Source organism: Sphingomonas antarctica (assembly GCF_965137005.1).
Lineage (GTDB): Bacteria > Pseudomonadota > Alphaproteobacteria > Sphingomonadales > Sphingomonadaceae > Sphingomonas_O > Sphingomonas_O antarctica.
On sequence record NZ_CBCRXM010000001.1, the window covers coordinates 30,046 to 49,872 of the forward strand.

A 19,827-nucleotide genomic window follows, 5' to 3' on the forward strand; every position below is an offset into this window, starting at 1 on the left:
GGCAGGGCAATGGCGGGCCATTCCAAATTCAAGAACATCATGCACCGCAAGGGTGCGCAGGACAAAAAACGCGCGGCGGCGTTTTCGAAACTCAGCCGCGAAATCACCGTCGCGGCGAAATCGGGTTTGCCCGATCCGGCGATGAACGCGCGGCTGCGTTCCGCGGTGCTTACGGCGCGCGCCGGCGGTATGCCCAAAGACAATATCGAACGCGCCATCAGCAACGCGTCGAAGGGCGACGGCGCGAATTACGAGGAAATCCGCTACGAAGGGTTCGGCCCCGGTGGCGTGTCGCTGATCATCGAGGCGCTGACCGACAATCGCAACCGCACCGCGACCAACGTCAAGACGGCGGTGTCGAAGAACGGCGGCAATCTCGGCGCGCCCGGCGCGGTCAGTCACGCGTTCGATCGGCTGGGCCTGATCGCCTATTCGGCCAAGGCCGGCGATGTCGATGCGGTGTTCGAAGCCGCGCTCGAAGCGGGCGCCGAGGACGTCACCAGCGACGAAGACGGCCACCAGATCTGGACCAGCGTCGAAACGCTCCACGAAGTGACCAAGGCATTGGAAGCCAGCCTCGGCGAAGGCGAAGGCGCAAAACTCGCCTGGCGCGCGCAAACGATGGTCGACGTCAACGAAGGCGACGCGGGCACATTGCTCAAATTGCTCGATGCGCTCGACGACGATGACGACGTCCAGACCGTCTGGGGCAATTATGAGATTTCGGACGACATCATGGAGCGTTTGGCCTGATCGTCCTCGGCCTCGATCCCGGCCTCGGCACGACGGGCTGGGGAATCATCGTCGCGGAGGGAAATCGCCTCGCGCACATCGCCAACGGCCGGATCGCGACAAGGACGACCGATCCTCTGGCGGCGCGGCTGGCGCATCTTGGCGAACAGCTCAACCAGCTGCTGATCGCGCATGACGTCGTCAGCGCGGGCGTGGAAGAAGTATTTGTCAATTCGAACGGGCAATCGACGCTCAAGCTCGCGCAGGCGCGCGGGTGTTTGCTTGCCACCTTGGGCTTCAAACGCATCCCCGTCGGTGAATACGCCCCCCGGCAGGTCAAGCAGGCCGTCGTCGGCACCGGCGCGGCGGAAAAGACCCAAGTCCATGCGATGGTCAAACGCCTGCTTCCGGGGGTCCAAATCGACGGTAGCGACGCAGCCGATGCGCTGGCCGTCGCTATCACCCACGCGCACCATCTGGCCACAGCGCGGCATACGTCGGCCCTCTCCCCGTCACCCCGGACTTGATCCGGGGTCCCGCTTCTTCTGAAGCCGCGCAGAAGCGTCACCCCGGCTCGGANGCCGGGGTGACGCNTCTGCGCGGCTTCAGAAGAAGCGGGACCCCGGNTCNNAGNCCGGGGTGACGACGCGATTGTGGTGCGATAGGTCAACACCATGATCGCCCGCCTTGCCGGAATTCTCGCCGAAACGGACGCGGGCAGCGCGGTGCTCGATGTCGCCGGGGTCGGCTATCTCGTTCTCGCCTCAACCAAGACGCTGGCCGCGATCGGACCTGTCGGCGGGCAGGTGATGCTGTTTACCGAATTGCAGGTCCGCGAAGACGCGATGACGCTGTTCGGGTTCGGCTCGCAGGGGGAACGCGACTGGTTTCGCCTGCTGACCGGTGTGCAGGGCGTCGGCGGCCGGGTGGCGCTGGCGATCCTGTCGATCCTCACGCCCGACGAACTGGCACAGGCCATTGCGCGGCAGGACAAGACGATGGTCACGCGCGCCGCCGGCGTCGGGCCGAAGCTTGCCGAACGCATCGTGCGTGAGTTGAAGGATAAAGCCGGCGGCATCGCGCTTGGCAGCGGCTCGACCGCGGTCCCGGCAGGCAGCGCAGCGCAGGATGCGATTTCCGCCCTCGGCAATCTCGGCTTCAAGCCGGGCGAAGCGAGTGCGGCGGTGGCGGCGGCGGTGGACGACCTCGGCGCGGATGCCGGGCTCGACGCGCTGGTTCGTCTGGCGCTGAGGAAAGCGGCGCGATAGCGAAAAAAAAGAGCGCTGCCGACACCGTATGCGGTGTCCGGCAGCGCTCCGATCGACTGCGGCGAGTAGCCGTCGCCGCGTCGATATCTGTTAGGCGAAGCGAACCGCGACGCGCTGGCGACGGCGCAGCGCACCACCGACCACGCCGAAGCCGCCGATCATCAGCGCCCAGCTGGCCGGCTCAGGCACACCCAGAACCGCGGGGAGGGCGTTGTTCGGCGTCGTCATGGATGTGTTGGGAATATCGAACTTCACCGTGCTTGCGCCGATCGTGTCGAATTCGAACGCGACGCCGGTCGAGCTGAAACGCAGCGCGCCGACATTCTCCGACGGATCGAAGTTGATGTACAGGCGGCGATTGGTCAGCGCCGCACCCTGATCGCCATTCTGGCCGGGCAGGTCGCTGCCGGTGATCGTCTTGATCACATTGCCGGTCAGATTGAGAATTTCGATCGTGTTATAGGTGTCGACCGACCCGACATAGACACTCAATGAGCGCACGCGGTCATGCATGGCCGCGAAATACGACGCGAAGTCGAGGGTGGCCGAACCCCCGGTCCCGAGCGCCAAATACTGCGACGTATCGCCGACCGGTGCCGCCGCAACGCCGCTGGTGCCGGTGTACAGCCCGACCGTGCCCGAAGTGCTGAGCGAAACACCCGAATGCATCGCACCGTCGAACGTCACCAACGACGTTTCGAACGCGGCGAGGCCGGGATCCATGTTGCCAGCGCCGTGATTCGCGGCACCCAGCGAGAAGAACGACACGGCATGGGCCGGTGCCGCGATGGTCAGGGCCGCAACGGCGCTCAACAGGACTGCACGCATGACTTTTTCCTCGAACTCAATTCAGTTGTCTTTAGCTACGTTGCAATTCGTCATTTGGATACCTGACCAAAAGATCATGTTAACTGAACTGCGTCCCGTTCGGGGACGTGGAGATTGATCGGCTTCCCGCTCGCCTTGCGGGGAACAACTGCATATTGGGCATGGCAACGTGCTTGACCCGATCACCTCTCCCGCCCGTCAGCCCGAGGACATTGACGCCGCATTGCGTCCGAAGTCGCTCGACGATTTCGTCGGCCAAAAGTCGGCGCGCGAGAATTTGCGCGTGTTCATCGCGGCGGCAAGGGCGCGTGGCGAGGCGCTCGATCACGTCTTATTCTTCGGGCCGCCGGGACTCGGCAAGACCACGCTCGCCCAGATTGTCGCGCGCGAAATGGGCGTCGGTTTCCGCGCGACGTCGGGCCCGGTAATCGCAAAGTCGGGTGACCTTGCCGCCTTGCTCACCAATTTGGAGGACGGTGACGTCCTGTTCATCGACGAGATCCACCGGCTCGCGCCGGCGGTCGAGGAAGTGCTTTATCCCGCGATGGAGGACCGCGCGCTCGACCTGATGATCGGGGAAGGGCCGTCCGCGCGCAGTGTACGGATCGATCTGCCGCGTTTCACTTTGGTCGGGGCGACCACGCGACAGGGATTGCTGACGACGCCGCTGCGCGATCGTTTCGGGATTCCGGTGCGCTTGAGTTTCTACACCGTCGATGAGCTTCGCCAGGTGGTCACCCGCGCCGCGGGCTTGCTCGGGCTGACGCTGGCCGACGATGGCGCGGCAGAAGTCGCGAAGCGCAGCCGCGGTACGCCGCGCATTGCCGGGCGGCTGTTGCGCCGGGTTCGCGATTTCGCACATGCGGCGGGGGAGGACGTGGTCACCGCCAAGGTCGCCGATGCGTCGCTCAACCGGCTGGACGTCGATCAGCTCGGACTCGACGCGATGGACCGGCGTTATCTGACGATGATCGCCGATATCTATCGCGGTGGACCCGTAGGGGTCGAAACGCTGGCGGCGGGGCTCAGCGAACCGCGCGACACGATCGAGGAAGTGATCGAGCCGTTTCTCATCCAGCTCGGCCTGATCGCGCGAACGGCGCGGGGCCGCTGCCTCAATGCCGGGGGGTGGAAGCATCTGGGACTAACCCCGCCGAGCGGTGCGCAGGACGGCCTGTTCGACGGCTGAGCGGCGATGGTCGGGCATGTGCGTCACGCCCGCATCATGGAGCCGATGCGTATCAATCGTCTTAATTCATGCTTGCGGGGGCAGATAGTTCGGATTCGGGGACGAACGGGATTCACAGGCCGGACCCCAGCCGCTAGACCCTTGGCATGAGCGAACATGGCGCCCTCGGCCGCTTCGACGGCAAGCGGCACTTGTTCCCGGTGCGCGTGTATTTCGAGGACACCGACCTGTCGGGCCTGATCTATCACGCCAATTACCTGCGCTACATGGAGCGCGCCCGGTCGGACATGCTGCGCGCGGTCGGCATCGATCAGCGTGGGCAGCATGATGCTGGGCAGGGCGTCTATGCCGTCAGTGATCTCCACATCCGTTATCGCGCTCCGGCCAAACTCGACGACGATCTGATCGTCGAGAGTCGCGTGGTGAAGGTCGGCGCCGCGACGGCGACTATTCAGCAGCGAGTCATGCGCCAGGACCAAGTGCTGACCGAGGCAAATGTCACGGCCGCCTGGCTGACCACAGCCGGACGGCCGCAGCGCCAGCCAAAGGCGTGGGTCGCGGCTTTCACCGCATTGATCGAGGAAGATAAGTGAACCCGAGCGTCCCGAGCCTCAGCCCCGTCGAACTGTTTTTGCAGGCGGATATCATCGTCAAGGCGGTGATGCTGTTGCTCCTCGCCGCCAGCGTGTGGAGTTGGGCGATCATTCTCGCCGCCTGGGGACGGCTGAAGTCCATTGGCCCGGCCACCGACAAGTTCGAAAGCGAATTGATGTCGGCGCGCGATATCGAATCCTTTGCGCGCACGCATGAAAAATCATCGCTCCCCGCCGCCAGCGTGTTTCGCGCGGCGCTGGAGGAATGGCGGCTGTCGTCGAAGAGCGCCAAGCTCGATCGCGAAGGCGTCCGCGCGCGGCTGCAGACGGTGATGGCCAGCACTGCGGCGGGGGAGGGGGATGCGCTCAGCGACCGCCTCAACATCCTCGCCACTATCGGTTCGGTGTCGCCGTTCGTCGGCCTGTTCGGCACCGTCTGGGGCATCATGCGCAGCTTTACCGGCATCGCGGCAGCGCAGAACACCAGCCTCGCGGTCGTCGCGCCGGGGATCGCCGAAGCGCTGTTCGCCACGGCGCTCGGCCTGTTCGCGGCGATCCCGGCGGTCGTGGCGTACAACCGCCTCAGCCACCGCGTGAACCGTATCGAAGCGGGCCTGACGCGCTTTGCGGATCGCTTTCACGCGACACTCAGCCGCGAGCTGGACGGGGCATGACCCCCCTCCGCGCCTCGCAATCGCGCCGCCGCGCGCCGGTGGCGGAGATCAACGTCACGCCGATGGTCGACGTGATGCTGGTGCTGCTGATCATCTTCATGGTCACCGCGCCGCTGTTGACGGCGGGCGTGCCGGTGAACCTTCCCGATGCCGCCGCGAAACCCTTGACGCAGGAGCGCGAGCCGGTGGCGATCAGCCTCGACCGCTCGGGCAAATTGTTCGTCGGCGACAAAGCGGTCGATCAGGCCATCTTTGCCGACGAACTCACCCGCCTGACCGCGCGTGGCGATCCGCCGCAAGTCATGCTGCGCGCCGATCGCGGGCTCGATTATGGCCGCGTGATGGCGGTGATGGCACAGCTCAATCGCGCCGGGATCAACAAGATCGCATTGGTGACGACCGGAGAGGCGGGCGGTGACGCGCGCTGAACGCTTCGGTCTTGGCGGCGCGACGCTCGGCCATGTCGCGCTGATCGCCGCGCTGTCCGTCGGCCTGTTCGCCGCGCCCAAGCCCGATGTTCCGAAGGTCCAGTCGGTCGACGTGCAACTGATCGACGAGGTCGGCGTGACAGACACCGCGCCAATCATGTCGCAAGCCGCACCCGCCCCGTCGGTCGCGCCCGAACTCGGCACGCCCGAGGAGGCGGCACCGCAGCCGCAACCACAAGCGGCGCCACCCGTCGCCAAGGCATCGTCGCTGCCGACGCCCGCCAAGCCCGCTCCGCCGCGCGTCGCCGCACCACCGGCGGCTAAACCCGCTTCACCCAAAGGCGGTCGCCTCGGCGCGAACTTCCTGAAAGGCATCACCGACAGCAACCAACCGGGCGAAGCCGCCGCGCCGCGTGCCACCGTCGGCCCGGCGCAGGTCGCCAGCCTCGCCTCGGCCATTGCGCGACAAGTTCAGCCCTGCGCCGATCGCATCGTCACGCCGGGGCCAGGCGCGGAAGACATCCGCACCAAATTGAACCTGCGCCTTAACCCCGATGGCAGCTTAGCCGCCGAACCGCGCGTCGTCGGCCAGACGACCACCGATGAGAACGCCCGTTACGGGACGCGCGTGGCCGAACTGGCGCGCGCCGCGTTCAAACAATGCGCACCCTTCAAACTGCCGCCCGAACTTTACGACGGGTGGAAGAACATCAACCTCAATTACAGGCTGCCGGCATGATGATTTCAACACCCGTCACCCCGGCGAAAGCCGGGGTCCACGCTGCCACCGGGAACTGGCTTCGCGCGGTGCGGTGGATCCCGGCTTTCGCCGCGATGACGATGAGTGTAGCGGGGTTAGCCCAGACCACCGACTCGCCGATCGAAGTCGACGTCGTCGGCGGCACTTCCGCAGCGGTCGTCATCGCCGTCCCCGCCATGCCGACGCCCGAAGTCGCCACCACCATCGCCGGTCCCACCGACGCCCTCGGTCGCCAGGTCGCCGAAGTTGTCGCCAGCGACCTCAAGGGCACCGGCCTGTTCGCGCCCAAAGGGCCATCCGGCGTCCCCGGCATCACCTTCCCCGCTGTCCAATCGCCCGACTACCCGACCTGGGAAAGCCAAAGCGCCGCTTCGCTCGTCCAGGGCTATGTCAAAACCAACGCGGACGGTGGCCTCACCGTCGGCTGCTACCTCTACGATGTCGCGCTGAAGCAGCAGCTTACCAAGGCCGGCTACGTCGTCCCAGCGCGCGATTGGCGCCGCGCCGCGCACAAATGCGCCGACGCGATCTATGCACGGCTGTCCGGCGACAGCCCATTTTTCGACAGCCGCGTCGCCTACATTGCCGAGACCGGCCCCAAGGGAAACCGCGTCAAGCGCCTTGCCATCATGGACTCGGACGGCGCCAATCACCGCTTCCTGACCAATGGCCAGTCGCTCGTCCTGACCCCGCGCTTTTCGCCCGACTATAAGTCCCTGCTGTACGTCGGTTACGCTGAAAAGCGCGTCCGCATTTTCATCTACGACATGGCTTCGGGCACGCAGCGGACGCTGGTCGATGTGCCCAATACCGTCCTCGCGCCGCGCTGGTCGCCCGACGGCCGTACTATCCTCTATTCGATGGCGCAGGGCGGCAACACCGACATCTATGCGATCCCGTCGAGCGGCGGCACCGCGCGCCGCCTCACCAACTCGCCCGGCATCGACGTCGGCGGCAGCTTCTCGCCCGATGGTCGTCGCATCGTCTTCGAGAGCGATCGTTCGGGCAAACAGCAGCTCTACACGATGAACGCCGACGGTTCGGATCAACAACGCATCAGCTTTGCCGGTGGCAGCTACGCCACTCCCGAATGGAGCCCGCGCGGCGACCTCATCGCCTTCACCCGCGTCGGATCGTTCCGCATCGGCGTGATGACGCCGGACGGCAAAGGCGAACGCCTGTTGACCGACAGCTGGCAGGACGAATCGCCCAGCTGGTCGCCCAATGGGCGCATCATCCAGTTCTTTCGCACCAGCCAGGGTGCGGGCGGCAAATCGTCACTGTGGCAGGTCGATTTGACCGGCCGCAACGAACGCAAATTGCCGACACCGGCCGACGGCTCCGACCCGACTTGGGGTCCGGTGCTGCCATGAATTGCAAGGAGAGACGTATGACCAAACCCATCCTCACCGCCGCGCTGATGGCGCTTGCGCTCGCCGGCTGCGCGAAAAAGCCGCCCAAGCAACTGCCGCCCGCGCCCACCAGCGGCAGTGAGATCGCGCCGGTGACCGACACCTCGGGCGCCGCCACGCCGGGCAGTCAGGCCGACTTCATCGCCAAGGTGACCAGCGACCGCATCTTCTTCGACACCGACAGTTCGGACGTCGATGCCAATGATCAGGCCACGCTGCGCTCGCAAGCCGCCTGGCTCGCGCAATATCCCCGCGTCCGCGCCACGATCGAGGGGCATGCCGACGAACGCGGCACCCGCGAGTATAATATCGCGCTGGGTGACCGCCGCGCCAATTCGACCAAGAATGTGCTCGCCGCGCTCGGCGTCGATCCGGGCCGCATGACCGTGATCAGCTACGGCAAGGAACGCCCGGATGCGACGGGCAGCGACGAAGCCAGCTGGGCCAAGAACCGTCGCGCGGTGACCGTCACGGTTCAATAAGCAAACAGGGGCCGCAGCTAAGCGGCCCCTGTTTAACGCGTCTGGCTCAGGCGTAGGTCACCGCGACCCGCGACCTGCGGCGGCGCAATCCATAGCCGACGAGCGCGAGACCGCCGACCATCAGCGCCCAGCTTTCGGGTTCCGGAACAAGTCCCGCGCCGACGCCCGGGTCGATCGTCTGGGTAAAGCTGAAATTACCGGCATAGTCGTTGCTGTCGCCGGTCTGCGGGATCGCATGATACGGCCCGACCGTGTCGGCCAGGCTGCGCGTGAACGAGAATTCGGTCAGGCTCAGCGTCGTATTGCCGATCGTCACAGCATTGCCGCCGACGAACATGTTCGTGGAGCCCGGGATGTAACTGCCGGTGAGCACGGCACCGTTGTCGAACGTCAGCTCCAATCGGTAAAGCGGATCCGAATTCAGCGTGCTGCCCGGGAAAAACCCATCGCCAGCGAGAAACGCATAATTGTCCCCGGCATGCGCCGCGTAGCTGATTGCTTCGTCATTGCGATTGAGGAAGTTGCCGAGACCCGGATTCTGCAGGAACAGCGTGTAATTGCCGGAAGTGGTGCCGGGCGCATTCGCCGTCGCCCAGATCGTGTTGTTGGTGCTGCCGAATACGGCGGCGCTGATCAGCGTGGCGGCTTGTGCCGGGCACGCGACTAAGACTGCGGCGCAGGCCGCGAGCAGATGAGAATATTTCATTTTTGCGACCCTGTTAGGTAAACCCTAAACAGCGGACGAACCGAGCGGTTCCATCGCTAAGACGTTGGATATTAAGCCGATTGACCCTTTTTGGGACATCGCGCGCCACGGACTATGTCGGCGCAAAAAAAGGGCCGCCCGCAGGCAGCCCTTTTCCTGATCTTGGCTACGCTCAGGCGTAGGTGACGGTAACCTGCGGACGACGACGACGGACGCCGGCACCCATCAGACCGAAGCCGCCGAGCATCAACGCCCACGACGCCGGCTCCGGGACTGCGCCCGGCGTCACGACATTGGTGAAGCGAAAATTGCCCGCATAGTCATTGCCATTGCCGGTCTGCGGCGTGGCATCATGCTGCCCGACCGTGTTGGCGAGGCTGCGCGTGTACGAGAATTCGTTCAGCGTCAGCGTGCTGTTGCCGATCGTTACCGGCGTGCTGCCCATGAACGAATTCGGCGTTCCGGGGATGTAGGTTCCGGTCAGCGTCGCACCGTTGTCGAAATTCAGCTCGAGGCGATACTGCAGATCGGAATTGAGCGTGTTGTTGTCCGGGAACCCGTCACCGTCGAGAAACGCATAATTCGTGCCGGCGGTAACATTGTAGTTCAACGCTTCGTCATGCGGGTTCAAAAAGTCACCCAGGCCCGGATTGGACACGAACAGCGCATAATTGCTTGGGCTAGTGCCGGGCGCATTGAGCGTCCGCCAAACCGTTTGGCCGCCGACGCCGAAAACGGCGGCGCTGACCAGTGTAAGTGCGTTCGCCGACGTGGCGAGCGTTGCCGCGGCGACGGCCGCGAGCAGATGGGCTTTTTTCATGGTTTACGACCCCTTATTAGAGATCACTTAAACTACACCAAAACGACGAAGTTCCCGCCCAAAATGGCGTTAGAACAATATTTTACGCTGGATCGATAAACGGCGTAAATGCGCCATAGTTATCCAAGCGAAACGATGGCAATCCGTCCCATTTCGGGACAGTAAATGGTTAACACCGTTTTCGGAGCTGTTCGAATGGTCAGTCGTGCTCGAATGTCCACGCGCTCAAGCCGCGCTCCCGTTCGCTGAATTGCAGTGCGCGACCATGCGGCGGGCCGCTGCGCTGCGGACAGTCGGGTCGCGAACAATCGGCGCAGCCGAGCCCAATGGGTGCGCCTTGGCCCGACACGTCGATGCCGCGCGCCGCCGCCATGACATTGGCCTGGGTGGCCGCGACGCCGATCACCACCGCGAATTCGGCACGGATGCCGCCTTCGCGCGCGATGGACGGCTGGACGGTCCGCGCGATGGTGAACCAGCGGCTGCCGTCTTCGAGCTCGACCAGATCGCGCATCAACCGTCCCGGCCGGTCGAACGCCGCCACCGCGCGCCACAACGGGCACAGCCCTTCGCTCCCCGCCAGCGGCGACGCGCTTAGCCCGGCATAGCGTTTCGACATCTGCCCGGCGCGGTCGATACGGATCAGGAAAAACGGCAGGCCGCGCGCGCCGACCCGGCCAAGCGTCGTCAGCCGATGTGCAATCTGTTCGAACCCTGCGCCGAAGCGGCGTTGCAGCAGTTCGACGTCATATCCCGTCGCCTCACAGGCGCGCAGGAAGCGCGCATACGGCATCATCACCGCCGCCGCGAAATAGCCGAGCAGGTGACGCCGGAACATCCGCTCCGCGGGACGGGACAGGTCCGCCGGGCGCACGATCGCCTCGATCGCGTCGCGCGCCTCGATTTGCGCCAGATGATAAGCGGCGGCGAAGGTGCGGCTGGCGGAATCGAGCAATTCGCTGAGCTGCAATTGCCGCGCATGCATATCGAGCCGCCGCAGCAGCCCCGGCATGACCTCGACTGGCATGATCCGCACATGCAGGCTGTGTTTGACGCGCAGCCGCTCGGCGAGCGCCGCGTACAAATCGCCGCCGGTCAGGCGCAATTCGTCGGCCAGCGCTTCTGCGGCTTCGTCCAAGCCGGCAAAATGGTTTTTCCAGCGTTCGATGACCGCGCGCGTTTCGGCCACCGCGTCGCTTTCGGGCGCCGCGCCGCCACCGCCGCCAATCGCATCGAACGCGCGGGCAAAGGCCTCCGCCCCACGGGGCGCGGCGGCGAGCCATTCGCTCATCTCGTCGCGGTCGATTTCCAGATCGGCGAAGCGCGCATCGGCGAGGCGCCGCCTCAGCCCTTCGACTCCGCCCGCCGGATCGGCCCCCAATTCGCGCGTGTCGAAGCCGAATTCCTGGGTCAGCCGCAACAGCAACGCACCGGTCAGCGCGCGCTGGTTGCGCTCGATCAGATTGAGATAGCTGGGCGAAATCGCCAGCTGCTCGGCCATACCCAGTTGCGACAGTCCCAGCCGTCTTCGCAACCGCCGCACCGCATGCCCGGCGAACAGCTTTTGATTGACGCGATCGGCCATGACGTCCGCTGGCCCACGCGACTTTGGTTGTCAAGATTTTACAAATCGACAGAGATTGGCCTGACAGGGCCGACGGCAGTACATCAAAGTTTGCGCTTTATTGGTGAAACGCAGCGTCACCTTTGCCACCTTACGGGCAATTGATCAGCCGAAGTTGTAAAGGATTAACCATGACCTACGCCGCCCAATCGCGCCAGTTCGGCGATCTGATCCGCGATCAGGGTGCGCCTTGGGCATCGATCGACGGCGACGCGGCGGCGCGCTTTGCGCTCCAAAACCGCTTTCAGACTGGGATCGACATCGCGCGCTACACCGCCGCGATCATGCGTGAAGACATGGCCGCCTATGACGCCGACCATGGTAATTACACCCAGTCGCTCGGTTGCTGGCACGGCTTCATCGCGCAGCAGAAGATGATCTCGATCAAAAAGCATTTCGGCACCACCAAGCGTCGCTACATTTATCTTTCGGGTTGGATGATCGCCGCGCTGCGCTCGGATTTCGGCCCGCTGCCCGACCAGTCGATGCATGAAAAGACGTCGGTCCCCGCGCTGATCGAGGAAATCTACACCTTCCTGCGCCAGGCCGATGCCCGCGAACTCAACATTCTGTTCCGCCAGCTCGACGGTGCCACAGGTGCCGAACGCGCCGCGATCCAACATCAGATCGACACGTACGAAACGCACGTCGTGCCGATCATCGCCGACATCGATGCTGGCTTCGGCAATGCCGAGGCGACCTATCTCCTCGCCAAGAAGATGATCGAGGCAGGCGCCTGCGCGCTGCAGATCGAGAACCAGGTCAGCGACGAAAAGCAGTGCGGCCACCAGGACGGCAAGGTCACCGTGCCGCATGAAGACTTCCACCAGAAAATCCGCGCGCTGCGCTACGCTTTCCTCGAACTCGGCGTCCCCGACGGCGTCATCGTCGCGCGCACCGACTCGCTGGGTGCCGGGCTGACCAAGCAGATCGCCTTTTCGAAAGAGCCGGGCGACCTCGCCGACCAGTATAACGCGTTTCTCGATTGCGAGGAGGTCGATCCTGCGACGCTGGGCCATTCCGACGTGCTGATCAGCCGCGCCGGTCGCCTGATGAAGCCCAAGCGCCTGCCGTCGAACCTGTATCAGTTCCGCGCGGGGACCGGCGAGGATCGCTGCGTCCTCGACAGCATCGCCGCGATCGATGCGGGTGCCGACCTCATCTGGATCGAAACCGAAAAGCCGCACATCGAACAAATTGCCGGGATGATGGACCGCGTCCGCGCGGTGCACCCGACCGCCAAGCTCGCCTATAACAACAGCCCCAGCTTCAACTGGACGCTCAATTTCCGCCAGCAGGTGTTCGACGCAATGGCTGCCGAGGGGCTCGACGCCTCGGCTTACGACCGCGCCGGGCTGATGGATGTGAAATATGACGACACCGAGCTGGGCATCGCCGCCGACAAGCGCATCCGCACGTTCCAGGCCGATGCGGCCAAGCGCGCCGGCATCTTCCATCACCTGATTACGCTGCCGACCTATCACACCGCGGCGCTGAGCACGGACAATCTCGCCAAGGATTATTTCGGCGAAATGGGCATGCTCGGCTATGTCGCGGGCGTCCAGCGCAAGGAAATTCGCCAGGGCATCGCCTGCGTCCGTCACCAGAACATGTCGGGTTCCGACATCGGCGACGATCACAAGGAAGCGTTTGCTGGCGAGGCGGCGCTCAAGGCTGGTGGTGTCCATAATACCATGGGGCAGTTCGCGTAGGGGCGCGGGTACGGATTAGCGTGAGCTGATCCGACCTCGCGACCCTACCGGCCGGCGGGAGCTTCGGGATCGGCCATGCTCCCAGCATGGCCTGCGGGATGCGGGGCATCCCGTACCCGAAGCTCCCGTCCGACGTCATGGGCTTTGCCCATGACCTGACCCTTTCAAGAAATTCCTGGGGAGGAAGCACGCCCGTCCGGTGTTCAAGCCGGGCGGGCGTTTACATGCCCGCGCCTCGCTTTACAGCGAGCGCGTGAGCGAGCGTCCCGATCATCTGACCCTGTCCGCGCACCGCGACAGCGTGATGGCACGGATGTTCGACGCATTCGATTGGGCATCGCATCCCTTTGGCACGCCTGACAAATGGCCGCCGCAACTGCGCGGCGCGTTCACGCTGCTGATCGATGCGGCGTTTCCGGCGGCGATGTGGCTCGGCCCCGAACTCAATCTGTTTTACAACGACGCCTATGTGCCGGTGCTGGGTCCCAGGCATCCCGATGCCTTTGGCCGGCCCGGGCGCGAGATCTGGGGCGAATTATGGCCGGTGATCGGCCCGCAGTTCGCGCAAGTCGTGAAGACCCGCCGCGGGATGTCGATTGAAAATCAGCGCCTGATCATGACGCGTCACGGCTATGACGAGGAGACTTTTTGGGACTACACGTTCAGTCCGCTGACAGACGCGCAAGGCAACGTCGCCGGGGTTCTGAACCAGGCTTCCGATGTCAGCGAACGTGAGTTTCAGGCGCGCAATCACCGCGGCATCATCGCCCTCGACAATGCGTTGATCGCCGCCGACGACGCCGACACGATCCTCGCCACCGCGTTGCGCACGATCGGCGAGACGCTCGACGCCGACCGCGCCGGTTATGGCGAGATCGATGCCAGCGGCAAGGCGCTCGACGTGCTTCATTGCTGGGCGCGGGGCGACCTGCCAGCCGTCGGCGGCCGCCATGCGGTGGGACAGTTCGGGATTACCGAAGATCTTGCTGCCGGCCGTACCGTCGTGATCGACGATCCGCGCCTCGATCCACGCACCTCCGGTCCCGACGTGATGGCGCTCATCGAACAAGGCGGCATCGGCGCCGGGGTGCTGGTGCCGGTCATCGAACGCGGGCGCTACGCGGCAGAGGTTTTCATTCACTCCGCAAAATCGCGCGCGTGGCGGCCGCATGATGTCGACTTCGCCGAAACCGCCACCCAACGGCTGCATCACGCGCTGGTCCGCGCGCGGGCCGAAAACCGCCTGCGCGACAGCGAGGAACGCTACCGCCTGATTTTCGAACAGGCCAACGACATCATCTTCACCGCCGATCTCGATCAGGTGATTACCGACGCCAACGCAGCGGGCGCGCGCGCTTTGGGCATCCCGCGCGAAGAGATTATTGGCCGCAACATCGCCGATTTCGTCAACGCCACGGATCACGCCCAAACCACGGCGATGCTTCGCCAGAAGATCGAACAGGGCGGGCACACCCGCCACGAAGTCGGGGTGATCCGTCCCGATGGCAGGCAGGTGCGCTGGGAGAACGATTCGACGCTGGTGGTCGATCGCGACGGCTTTCCGATGGGGCTGTTGTCGATATCGCGCGATGTGACCGAGCAGCGCGCGTTCGAGGAACGTCGAGAGCTGCTGATCCACGAACTCAATCACCGCGTGAAGAACACGCTGTCGCTGGTCCAGGCGCTGGCGCATCAGAGCTTTCGCGGTCGCGAAGAATCGACAGTCTTCGCCGCCCGCCTGCGCGCGCTGGCCGGCGCGCACGACCTGTTGACGCAGGAACATTGGGAAGGCGTGTCGATGGCGGAGGTTGCCCGCGGCGCGGTACAAGCGTTCCCTGCCGGACGCGTCGTCATCGAAGGCGGTCCGGGTCTGGCGCTTCAGCCCAAACAGGCGATCGCCATCACCATGGCGCTGCACGAACTGGCGACCAACGCGACGAAATACGGTGCGCTGTCGAACGATTCCGGCCGGGTCGCCTTGGCCTGGACGGCAAAGCACGGTCGCTTTCGCCTGTGTTGGGACGAGACAGGCGGACCGCCGGTTAAAGTGCCTGATCACAATGGCTTCGGTCTTCGCATGATCGAGCGCGCGCTTGCCAGCGACCTGTCCGGTAGCGTAACGATGCAATTCGAAGAGTCGGGTTTAAGCTGCACGATCGACGCGCCGCTGCCCGACGGGGGTCGTTAGTCTTTCATGGCCGAAATCAAGGGACTGCGTGTGCTGGTCGTCGAAGACGAGGCGATGATCGCGATGCTTGCCGAAGACATGCTCGATATGGCCGGTTGCACACTGGCCGGTATCGCGTCGACTTTGGCCGAAGGGCTGGCGGCGGCGCAGAGTGACGATTTCGATGTGGCGATGCTCGACGTGAATCTCGACGGCGAGAATTCGGGTCCGATTGCCGACCTTCTTTCCGAACGCGGCAAACCGTTCATCTTCACCACCGGCTATGGGTCCGACGGCGTGCCCGATCGTCATGACATCCGCCCGGTCTGCGCCAAGCCTTATTTGCTGGCGGACCTGCATGCCGCGCTGGTTCATGCAGCTGGCAGCAACTCCAGCACGTCGACCACCGACTCGTAACGCGGATACGGCATCACCAGCCGCCAGCGGCTGGGCCCGATCCGCTCGACCGTCCCGACGATATCGCGCTGCGCATCGACCCCGTAGGGCCGCTGCATCGTCTCGTCGCCCAGAGCCAAGGTGCCGAGGAAGATCATTCGCCGCACGCCATCCGGGTAGAGCGTCCCGGCCTGCCGCTGCGATCCGTTCAATTTGCTCAGGCGGTTGCCCGTCACCGCGCAATCGAACGCGGGATAGGCGATATAGGGCAACAGGCCGCTGTTCCTCGCCCCCATCTTGATTACGCGGCATTTATAGCGGCCCTCGGGCAGTGTCGGGCCGTCAAGCGCGGCATCGGGTCGGAGCAATGCGCCCTCGGCGTCGATCTCCGCGCCGTGACCGGCGGTTCGCGCCTGCTCCAGACCCTTTACGAAGGCCATCCGCCAGTCATGCGCCCGCCGCGCATCGTCGCGCGTGATCGCGTTCGCCCAACCCGGAGCCGCAGGGGCGGGGTGCGGCGTGCCGCTGCATCCAGCGACCAACAGCAACGGGAGAAGCGCGCGCTTCATTGTGCGGTCCACCCGCCATCGACCGACAGGTTCGCGCCGGTGATTCCGGCCGCTTCGTCACGGCACAGGAACAGGCCGAGCGCCGCGACCTGTTCGGGCGTGACGAATTGCTTGGTCGGCTGTTTTTCCAACAGCACGTCGTTGATCACCTGATCCCGCGTCAGCCCGCGTGCCTTCATCGTGTCGGGGATCTGCCCCTCGACCAAGGCCGTCCAGACGTAGCCGGGCGAAATCACGTTAGCGGTTATGCCCCGCTGCGCAACTTCGAGCGCCACCGACTTTTGAAACCCCGCCAAACCATGTTTAGCGGCGACATAGGCCGATTTATATGGGCTGGCTGCTTTCGAATGCGCCGACGCCGTGGCGATCAACCGGCCCCAGCCTTTGCTCTTCATATAGGGCAGCGCCAGCCGTGTAGTGTGAAACACGCTCGACAGGTTGAGCGCGAGGATCAAATCCCATTTTGCGACGGGAAATTCATCGACCGGCGCAACATGCTGGGTCCCGGCATTGTTGATCAGGATATCGATCCCGCCGAACGCATCCGCCGCCGCGGCAACCATGCGCTCGGTCGCCGCCACATCGGTCAGATCGGCATCGCTATAGGTCGCCCCTGCGCCCGACGCGTCGGCCAGCGCGGCGCACTGCGCCGCGATCGCCGCCGCATCGCCGAACCCGTTGATCACGACATTCGCCCCCGCGCCCGCCAGCGCGGTGGCATAAGCCGCGCCGATCCCGGACGTGGAGCCCGTGATCAGCGCGGTTTTACCGGTCAGGAACCGATCGCTCATCGCGCCGCCCAGGCTCCGATCGCTGCCGCCTGACGCTGACGCAGCGCCGCGCGGTAATTGATCACCGCGATCGTCGCGACCGCCGATTGGCGGCTGCCTTCGGGCAGATTCGCCTTGGCATAGGCATCGACGCGTTCGGCGACGGCAGGGTCGCCTGACGACGCTGGAAGTCCGACGACAAATCGCGACGCCGTGCTCGCCTCAAGTGCGGCACTGATCTGCTCCTTATGCGCGACGGCGTAATCGAACGCCATTGCCGGATGGTTTTGCGCGACAGCCTGGAACACCGATCCTTTCAGCGCGAGCGGCACTTCGCTGGTCATGGCGAGATCGAGCGCCCGCTGCGCCAGCGCGTCGTCCTTGGCCGCGCCGAGCAGATTGTAATAACGCTGCTTGGCGACCGGTGTCGGCTCCGCCAGCGCCTTGGCGTGGAGATAATCCCAGTCTTCGGGCGTAGCATTATAGGCAAAGGCCCGAAGTGCCGGCAGGCGCTGTGCCGCCGGAACCGCATCGGGCCGGTCGAAGTTCAAGCGCGCCAACCGCCGCGCATCGGCGACCGCCGTCTGATTGCCGAAATTGGCTAGCGACGGTGCCAGTGCTTCGCGTAGCTGCGTCGTCGAGGGGCTCTCGCCGGCGCGCGCCGTCGTGCCGATCCGCGCCAGGACCGGCGTCAGGATGCGATTGGCCTTCGCTTCGAATGCCGTCTGCTCGGGCGCGCCGCGCAGCATGGTGTCCATGCCGTTGAGCTGGCCCAATGCCAATTCCCACACCAACGGGTCCGCGTCGGGCGTTAGCGTGTCGAGCAAACCGAGATAGCGTTCGATCGGCGCGTCGGCCGAATTGCCGAGGCCATAGCTGTCCGCCAGCAGCCCCAACTGATCGTCGAGCTTCAACTCACGATAGGCCGCGCGCAGCTTTTCGAAATGCGCGTCGGTATAAAGCGTACGGAAATACGCGCTCTGCCCGGCATTGACGATCGGCGTGCCGCAGCCCTCGATCGTCGCGGTCGCAGGCTTGCCGCCGGACACCTGAAGCTTGGTCATTGCTGTCGATCCGACCAGCCCGACATTGACCGGAACGACCCAGGTCTGGGGTTTCTTGCCCGACGCATCGAGCCCGAAGCGCGACTGGGTCAAGTTGATCGCGGTTTGTCCGCCACCGCCGCACACCGGCTCCGACACCACGATCATTGGCACACCCGCCTGCAGCGTGAAGCTGTGCATGTACGTCGACACGTCGCTGCCCGCGGACGCCGAGATCGACGACCACAACTGATCGGTCACCGCATTGCCGTATTTATGCTCGGCCATGTAGCGCCGCACGCCGCCGCGGAACACGTCCGGACCCACCGCGCCTTCGAGCATGCGGATCACCGCCTCGCCCTTGCGATAGGTGATGTCGTCGAACGCCTGGTTGATCTGGTCGGGCGTTTCGACATGCTGGACGATGGGATGGGTGCCGAGGCGCGCGTCTCGGCTCATCGCGCCCTGGCGATCGAAGGCCAGCGTCTGGCTCAGCGCCGCCCAATCGGGGTTGAGGTCGTTCGAAATCTTCGACGCCATCCAGCTGGCATAGCCTTCGTTGAGCCACAGATCGTCCCACCAGCTCATGGTGACGAGGTCGCCGAACCATTGGTGCGCCATTTCATGCGCCACCACGCCGAACACGCCCTGTTTCTGGCTTTCCGACTGGAATTTGGGATCCATCAGCAGGACCGGCTCGAAATAGAAGATCGCGCCCCAATTCTCCATCGCGCCAAAGAATTGCGACGAACCCGGCCCGGCGATCATGTCGAGCTTGGGCAGCGGATAAGGCGTCCCGAAATAGTCGTTATAGGCGGTCAGGATGCGCTTGGCCGATGCCAGCGCGTAATCGCCCTGATCAACCACGCCCTTGCGCGTGATCACGCCGATTTCGGTCTTGCCGGCCATCACCGTCTTGCGGTCGATATTGCCGACGCCGAGGAACATCAGATAGCTCGACATTTTGGGCGTCGGCTGGAACCGGTACAGCGTCTTGCCGCCTGCATAAGGCGTCTTCGCCGCGACGGGCATATTGGAGAAGGCGGTTTGCCCCGCAGGTGCGGTCACCGACAGCGTGAACGGCGTCTTGAATCCCGGCTCGTCCCACATCGGCGCCAGGCGGCGCGCATCGGCTGCCTCGAACTGGGTGACCAGCATGCGCTCCTGCTTGCCGGCATTGGCATAATCGATGGCGAACATGCCGGTCGCGGCCTGATAGATTTTGCCGCCATAATCGAACGCCAGCGTGTGACGTCCCGCGCCGACCATCTTGGCGAAGGTCAGCGTCGCGGTCTGCCCCGCCGCATCGACGGCAATCTTGGCGGGGATCGTCCCGTCGAGCTTGGCCGAACGAATGTCGAGATCGACCGCATTGAGCGTGATCGTCCGCGTCGCCCGCGTCACCTGAACCGTCGCCGTCGCCGCACCCTGGAATGTCAGGGCCGTCGCATTCGGATCGACCCGAATCGCGTAAGCAAGCGGCACGATTCCGCCGGGCAACCGGCCGTTTTCGGCGAATGCGGGGGCGGCAAGAGCAGTGGTCAGCGCGAGTGCGGCGGCAATCTTCATCCGGCAAATCCTCTGTATTAGGCGAGTGATACACTTGGCTTAGGCGAGTCACGCGGCCGTCGCAAGCCGTTGCAACGCTCCGCCG

At 64.5% G+C, this 19,827-nt stretch carries 20 protein-coding genes; 13 read left to right on the forward strand and 7 right to left on the reverse strand.

What is annotated here, in order from left to right; translation table 11 throughout:
• The first annotated feature begins 9 nt into the window (after window positions 1-9).
• The 3 genes from ACM9ME_RS00155 to ruvA all read left to right on the forward strand — a co-directional run bounded on the left by ACM9ME_RS00155 (window position 10) and on the right by ruvA (window position 2,000).
• On the forward strand, window positions 10-753 hold the full coding sequence (locus ACM9ME_RS00155) for a YebC/PmpR family DNA-binding transcriptional regulator (protein WP_415641385.1): 744 nt from the start codon (window positions 10-12) through the stop codon (window positions 751-753).
• The gene (gene ruvC, locus ACM9ME_RS00160; RefSeq protein WP_415641743.1) at window positions 750-1,259 is read left to right on the forward strand and encodes a crossover junction endodeoxyribonuclease RuvC; all 510 of its coding nucleotides are present in this window, start codon (window positions 750-752) and stop codon (window positions 1,257-1,259) included. Before ACM9ME_RS00155 ends, ruvC begins: the two co-directional genes overlap by 4 nt.
• A gap of 147 nt (window positions 1,260-1,406) precedes the next feature.
• The gene (gene ruvA / locus ACM9ME_RS00165; protein WP_415641386.1) at window positions 1,407-2,000 is read left to right on the forward strand and encodes a Holliday junction branch migration protein RuvA; all 594 of its coding nucleotides are present in this window, start codon (window positions 1,407-1,409) and stop codon (window positions 1,998-2,000) included.
• 90 nt (window positions 2,001-2,090) lie between these two features.
• On the opposite strand, the gene ACM9ME_RS00170 is transcribed toward ruvA, so the two are convergent.
• Window positions 2,091-2,828, reverse strand: coding sequence for a PEPxxWA-CTERM sorting domain-containing protein (locus tag ACM9ME_RS00170; protein ID WP_415641387.1), 738 nt, complete (start codon window positions 2,826-2,828; stop codon window positions 2,091-2,093).
• A gap of 169 nt (window positions 2,829-2,997) precedes the next feature.
• On the opposite strand from ACM9ME_RS00170, the gene ruvB reads away from it, so the two are divergent.
• The 7 genes from ruvB to pal all read left to right on the forward strand — a co-directional run bounded on the left by ruvB (window position 2,998) and on the right by pal (window position 8,366).
• The gene (gene ruvB / locus ACM9ME_RS00175) at window positions 2,998-4,017 is read left to right on the forward strand and encodes a Holliday junction branch migration DNA helicase RuvB (RefSeq protein ID WP_415641388.1); all 1,020 of its coding nucleotides are present in this window, start codon (window positions 2,998-3,000) and stop codon (window positions 4,015-4,017) included.
• A 146-nt stretch (window positions 4,018-4,163) separates the two neighbouring features.
• A complete protein-coding gene (locus ACM9ME_RS00180; RefSeq protein ID WP_415641389.1) occupies window positions 4,164-4,610 on the forward strand; it encodes a YbgC/FadM family acyl-CoA thioesterase in 447 nt (148 codons plus the stop codon).
• Window positions 4,607-5,284 (forward strand): protein TolQ, encoded by a 678-nt coding sequence (gene tolQ, locus ACM9ME_RS00185; RefSeq protein ID WP_415641390.1) that lies wholly within the window; start codon window positions 4,607-4,609, stop codon window positions 5,282-5,284. Before ACM9ME_RS00180 ends, tolQ begins: the two co-directional genes overlap by 4 nt.
• Window positions 5,281-5,712, forward strand: coding sequence for a protein TolR (tolR, locus tag ACM9ME_RS00190; RefSeq protein WP_415641391.1), 432 nt, complete (start codon window positions 5,281-5,283; stop codon window positions 5,710-5,712). The genes tolQ and tolR overlap by 4 nt, the downstream gene beginning before the upstream one ends.
• The gene (locus ACM9ME_RS00195; protein WP_415641392.1) at window positions 5,699-6,451 is read left to right on the forward strand and encodes a hypothetical protein; all 753 of its coding nucleotides are present in this window, start codon (window positions 5,699-5,701) and stop codon (window positions 6,449-6,451) included. The genes tolR and ACM9ME_RS00195 overlap by 14 nt, the downstream gene beginning before the upstream one ends.
• 95 nt (window positions 6,452-6,546) lie before the next feature.
• Window positions 6,547-7,845, forward strand: a complete 1,299-nt coding sequence (gene tolB, locus ACM9ME_RS00200; RefSeq protein ID WP_415641744.1) for a Tol-Pal system beta propeller repeat protein TolB — start codon at window positions 6,547-6,549, stop codon at window positions 7,843-7,845.
• Between the two features lie 17 nt (window positions 7,846-7,862).
• The gene (gene pal, locus ACM9ME_RS00205; RefSeq protein WP_415641393.1) at window positions 7,863-8,366 is read left to right on the forward strand and encodes a peptidoglycan-associated lipoprotein Pal; all 504 of its coding nucleotides are present in this window, start codon (window positions 7,863-7,865) and stop codon (window positions 8,364-8,366) included.
• 46 nt (window positions 8,367-8,412) lie between these two features.
• Here the strand turns inward: pal and ACM9ME_RS00210 are convergent, their stop codons facing one another.
• From ACM9ME_RS00210 to ACM9ME_RS00220, 3 genes are all read right to left on the reverse strand, one after another.
• On the reverse strand, window positions 8,413-9,072 hold the full coding sequence (locus tag ACM9ME_RS00210) for a PEPxxWA-CTERM sorting domain-containing protein (RefSeq protein WP_415641394.1): 660 nt from the start codon (window positions 9,070-9,072) through the stop codon (window positions 8,413-8,415).
• A 172-nt stretch (window positions 9,073-9,244) separates the two neighbouring features.
• On the reverse strand, window positions 9,245-9,892 hold the full coding sequence (locus ACM9ME_RS00215) for a PEPxxWA-CTERM sorting domain-containing protein (RefSeq protein WP_415641395.1): 648 nt from the start codon (window positions 9,890-9,892) through the stop codon (window positions 9,245-9,247).
• Between the two features lie 199 nt (window positions 9,893-10,091).
• Window positions 10,092-11,477, reverse strand: coding sequence for a helix-turn-helix domain-containing protein (locus ACM9ME_RS00220; protein WP_415641396.1), 1,386 nt, complete (start codon window positions 11,475-11,477; stop codon window positions 10,092-10,094).
• 170 nt (window positions 11,478-11,647) lie between these two features.
• On the opposite strand from ACM9ME_RS00220, the gene ACM9ME_RS00225 reads away from it, so the two are divergent.
• From ACM9ME_RS00225 to ACM9ME_RS00235, 3 genes are all read left to right on the forward strand, one after another.
• Window positions 11,648-13,228, forward strand: a complete 1,581-nt coding sequence (locus tag ACM9ME_RS00225) for an isocitrate lyase (RefSeq protein ID WP_415641397.1) — start codon at window positions 11,648-11,650, stop codon at window positions 13,226-13,228.
• Window positions 13,229-13,481: 253 nt separating this feature from the next.
• Window positions 13,482-15,416, forward strand: coding sequence for a PAS domain-containing sensor histidine kinase (locus tag ACM9ME_RS00230; protein ID WP_415641398.1), 1,935 nt, complete (start codon window positions 13,482-13,484; stop codon window positions 15,414-15,416).
• Window positions 15,417-15,422: 6 nt separating this feature from the next.
• Entirely contained in the window at window positions 15,423-15,812 is a 390-nt protein-coding gene (locus tag ACM9ME_RS00235; protein ID WP_415641399.1) for a response regulator, read from the forward strand.
• On the opposite strand, the gene ACM9ME_RS00240 is transcribed toward ACM9ME_RS00235, so the two are convergent.
• Genes ACM9ME_RS00240 through ACM9ME_RS00250 form a run of 3 tightly spaced genes read right to left on the reverse strand, consistent with a single transcriptional unit; the run spans window position 15,767 to window position 19,742 of the window.
• On the reverse strand, window positions 15,767-16,360 hold the full coding sequence (locus ACM9ME_RS00240) for a DUF4893 domain-containing protein (protein ID WP_415641400.1): 594 nt from the start codon (window positions 16,358-16,360) through the stop codon (window positions 15,767-15,769). The genes ACM9ME_RS00235 and ACM9ME_RS00240 overlap by 46 nt on opposite strands.
• The gene (locus ACM9ME_RS00245; RefSeq protein ID WP_415641401.1) at window positions 16,357-17,151 is read right to left on the reverse strand and encodes a 3-hydroxybutyrate dehydrogenase; all 795 of its coding nucleotides are present in this window, start codon (window positions 17,149-17,151) and stop codon (window positions 16,357-16,359) included. Before ACM9ME_RS00245 ends, ACM9ME_RS00240 begins: the two co-directional genes overlap by 4 nt.
• Window positions 17,148-19,742: a M1 family metallopeptidase gene (locus tag ACM9ME_RS00250; RefSeq protein WP_415641402.1), complete on the reverse strand. Its 2,595-nt coding sequence runs from the start codon at window positions 19,740-19,742 to the stop codon at window positions 17,148-17,150. The genes ACM9ME_RS00245 and ACM9ME_RS00250 overlap by 4 nt, the downstream gene beginning before the upstream one ends.
• Between the last annotated feature and the right edge of the window lie 85 nt (window positions 19,743-19,827).

What these genes read in the sequence shown, in the direction of transcription:
- ACM9ME_RS00155 (WP_415641385.1), top strand. Translation starts at nt 10, where the DNA reads ATGGCGGGCCATTCCAAATTCAAGAACATCATGCACCGCAAGGGTGCG.
- ruvA (WP_415641386.1), top strand. Translation starts at nt 1,407, where the DNA reads ATGATCGCCCGCCTTGCCGGAATTCTCGCCGAAACGGACGCGGGCAGC.
- ACM9ME_RS00170 (WP_415641387.1), bottom strand. Translation starts at nt 2,828, where the DNA reads ATGCGTGCAGTCCTGTTGAGCGCCGTTGCGGCCCTGACCATCGCGGCA.
- ACM9ME_RS00180 (WP_415641389.1), top strand. Translation starts at nt 4,164, where the DNA reads ATGAGCGAACATGGCGCCCTCGGCCGCTTCGACGGCAAGCGGCACTTG.
- tolR (WP_415641391.1), top strand. Translation starts at nt 5,281, where the DNA reads ATGACCCCCCTCCGCGCCTCGCAATCGCGCCGCCGCGCGCCGGTGGCG.
- tolB (WP_415641744.1), top strand. Translation starts at nt 6,547, where the DNA reads ATGACGATGAGTGTAGCGGGGTTAGCCCAGACCACCGACTCGCCGATC.
- pal (WP_415641393.1), top strand. Translation starts at nt 7,863, where the DNA reads ATGACCAAACCCATCCTCACCGCCGCGCTGATGGCGCTTGCGCTCGCC.
- ACM9ME_RS00210 (WP_415641394.1), bottom strand. Translation starts at nt 9,072, where the DNA reads ATGAAATATTCTCATCTGCTCGCGGCCTGCGCCGCAGTCTTAGTCGCG.
- ACM9ME_RS00215 (WP_415641395.1), bottom strand. Translation starts at nt 9,892, where the DNA reads ATGAAAAAAGCCCATCTGCTCGCGGCCGTCGCCGCGGCAACGCTCGCC.
- ACM9ME_RS00220 (WP_415641396.1), bottom strand. Translation starts at nt 11,477, where the DNA reads ATGGCCGATCGCGTCAATCAAAAGCTGTTCGCCGGGCATGCGGTGCGG.
- ACM9ME_RS00225 (WP_415641397.1), top strand. Translation starts at nt 11,648, where the DNA reads ATGACCTACGCCGCCCAATCGCGCCAGTTCGGCGATCTGATCCGCGAT.
- ACM9ME_RS00235 (WP_415641399.1), top strand. Translation starts at nt 15,423, where the DNA reads ATGGCCGAAATCAAGGGACTGCGTGTGCTGGTCGTCGAAGACGAGGCG.
- ACM9ME_RS00240 (WP_415641400.1), bottom strand. Translation starts at nt 16,360, where the DNA reads ATGAAGCGCGCGCTTCTCCCGTTGCTGTTGGTCGCTGGATGCAGCGGC.
- ACM9ME_RS00245 (WP_415641401.1), bottom strand. Translation starts at nt 17,151, where the DNA reads ATGAGCGATCGGTTCCTGACCGGTAAAACCGCGCTGATCACGGGCTCC.
- ACM9ME_RS00250 (WP_415641402.1), bottom strand. Translation starts at nt 19,742, where the DNA reads ATGAAGATTGCCGCCGCACTCGCGCTGACCACTGCTCTTGCCGCCCCC.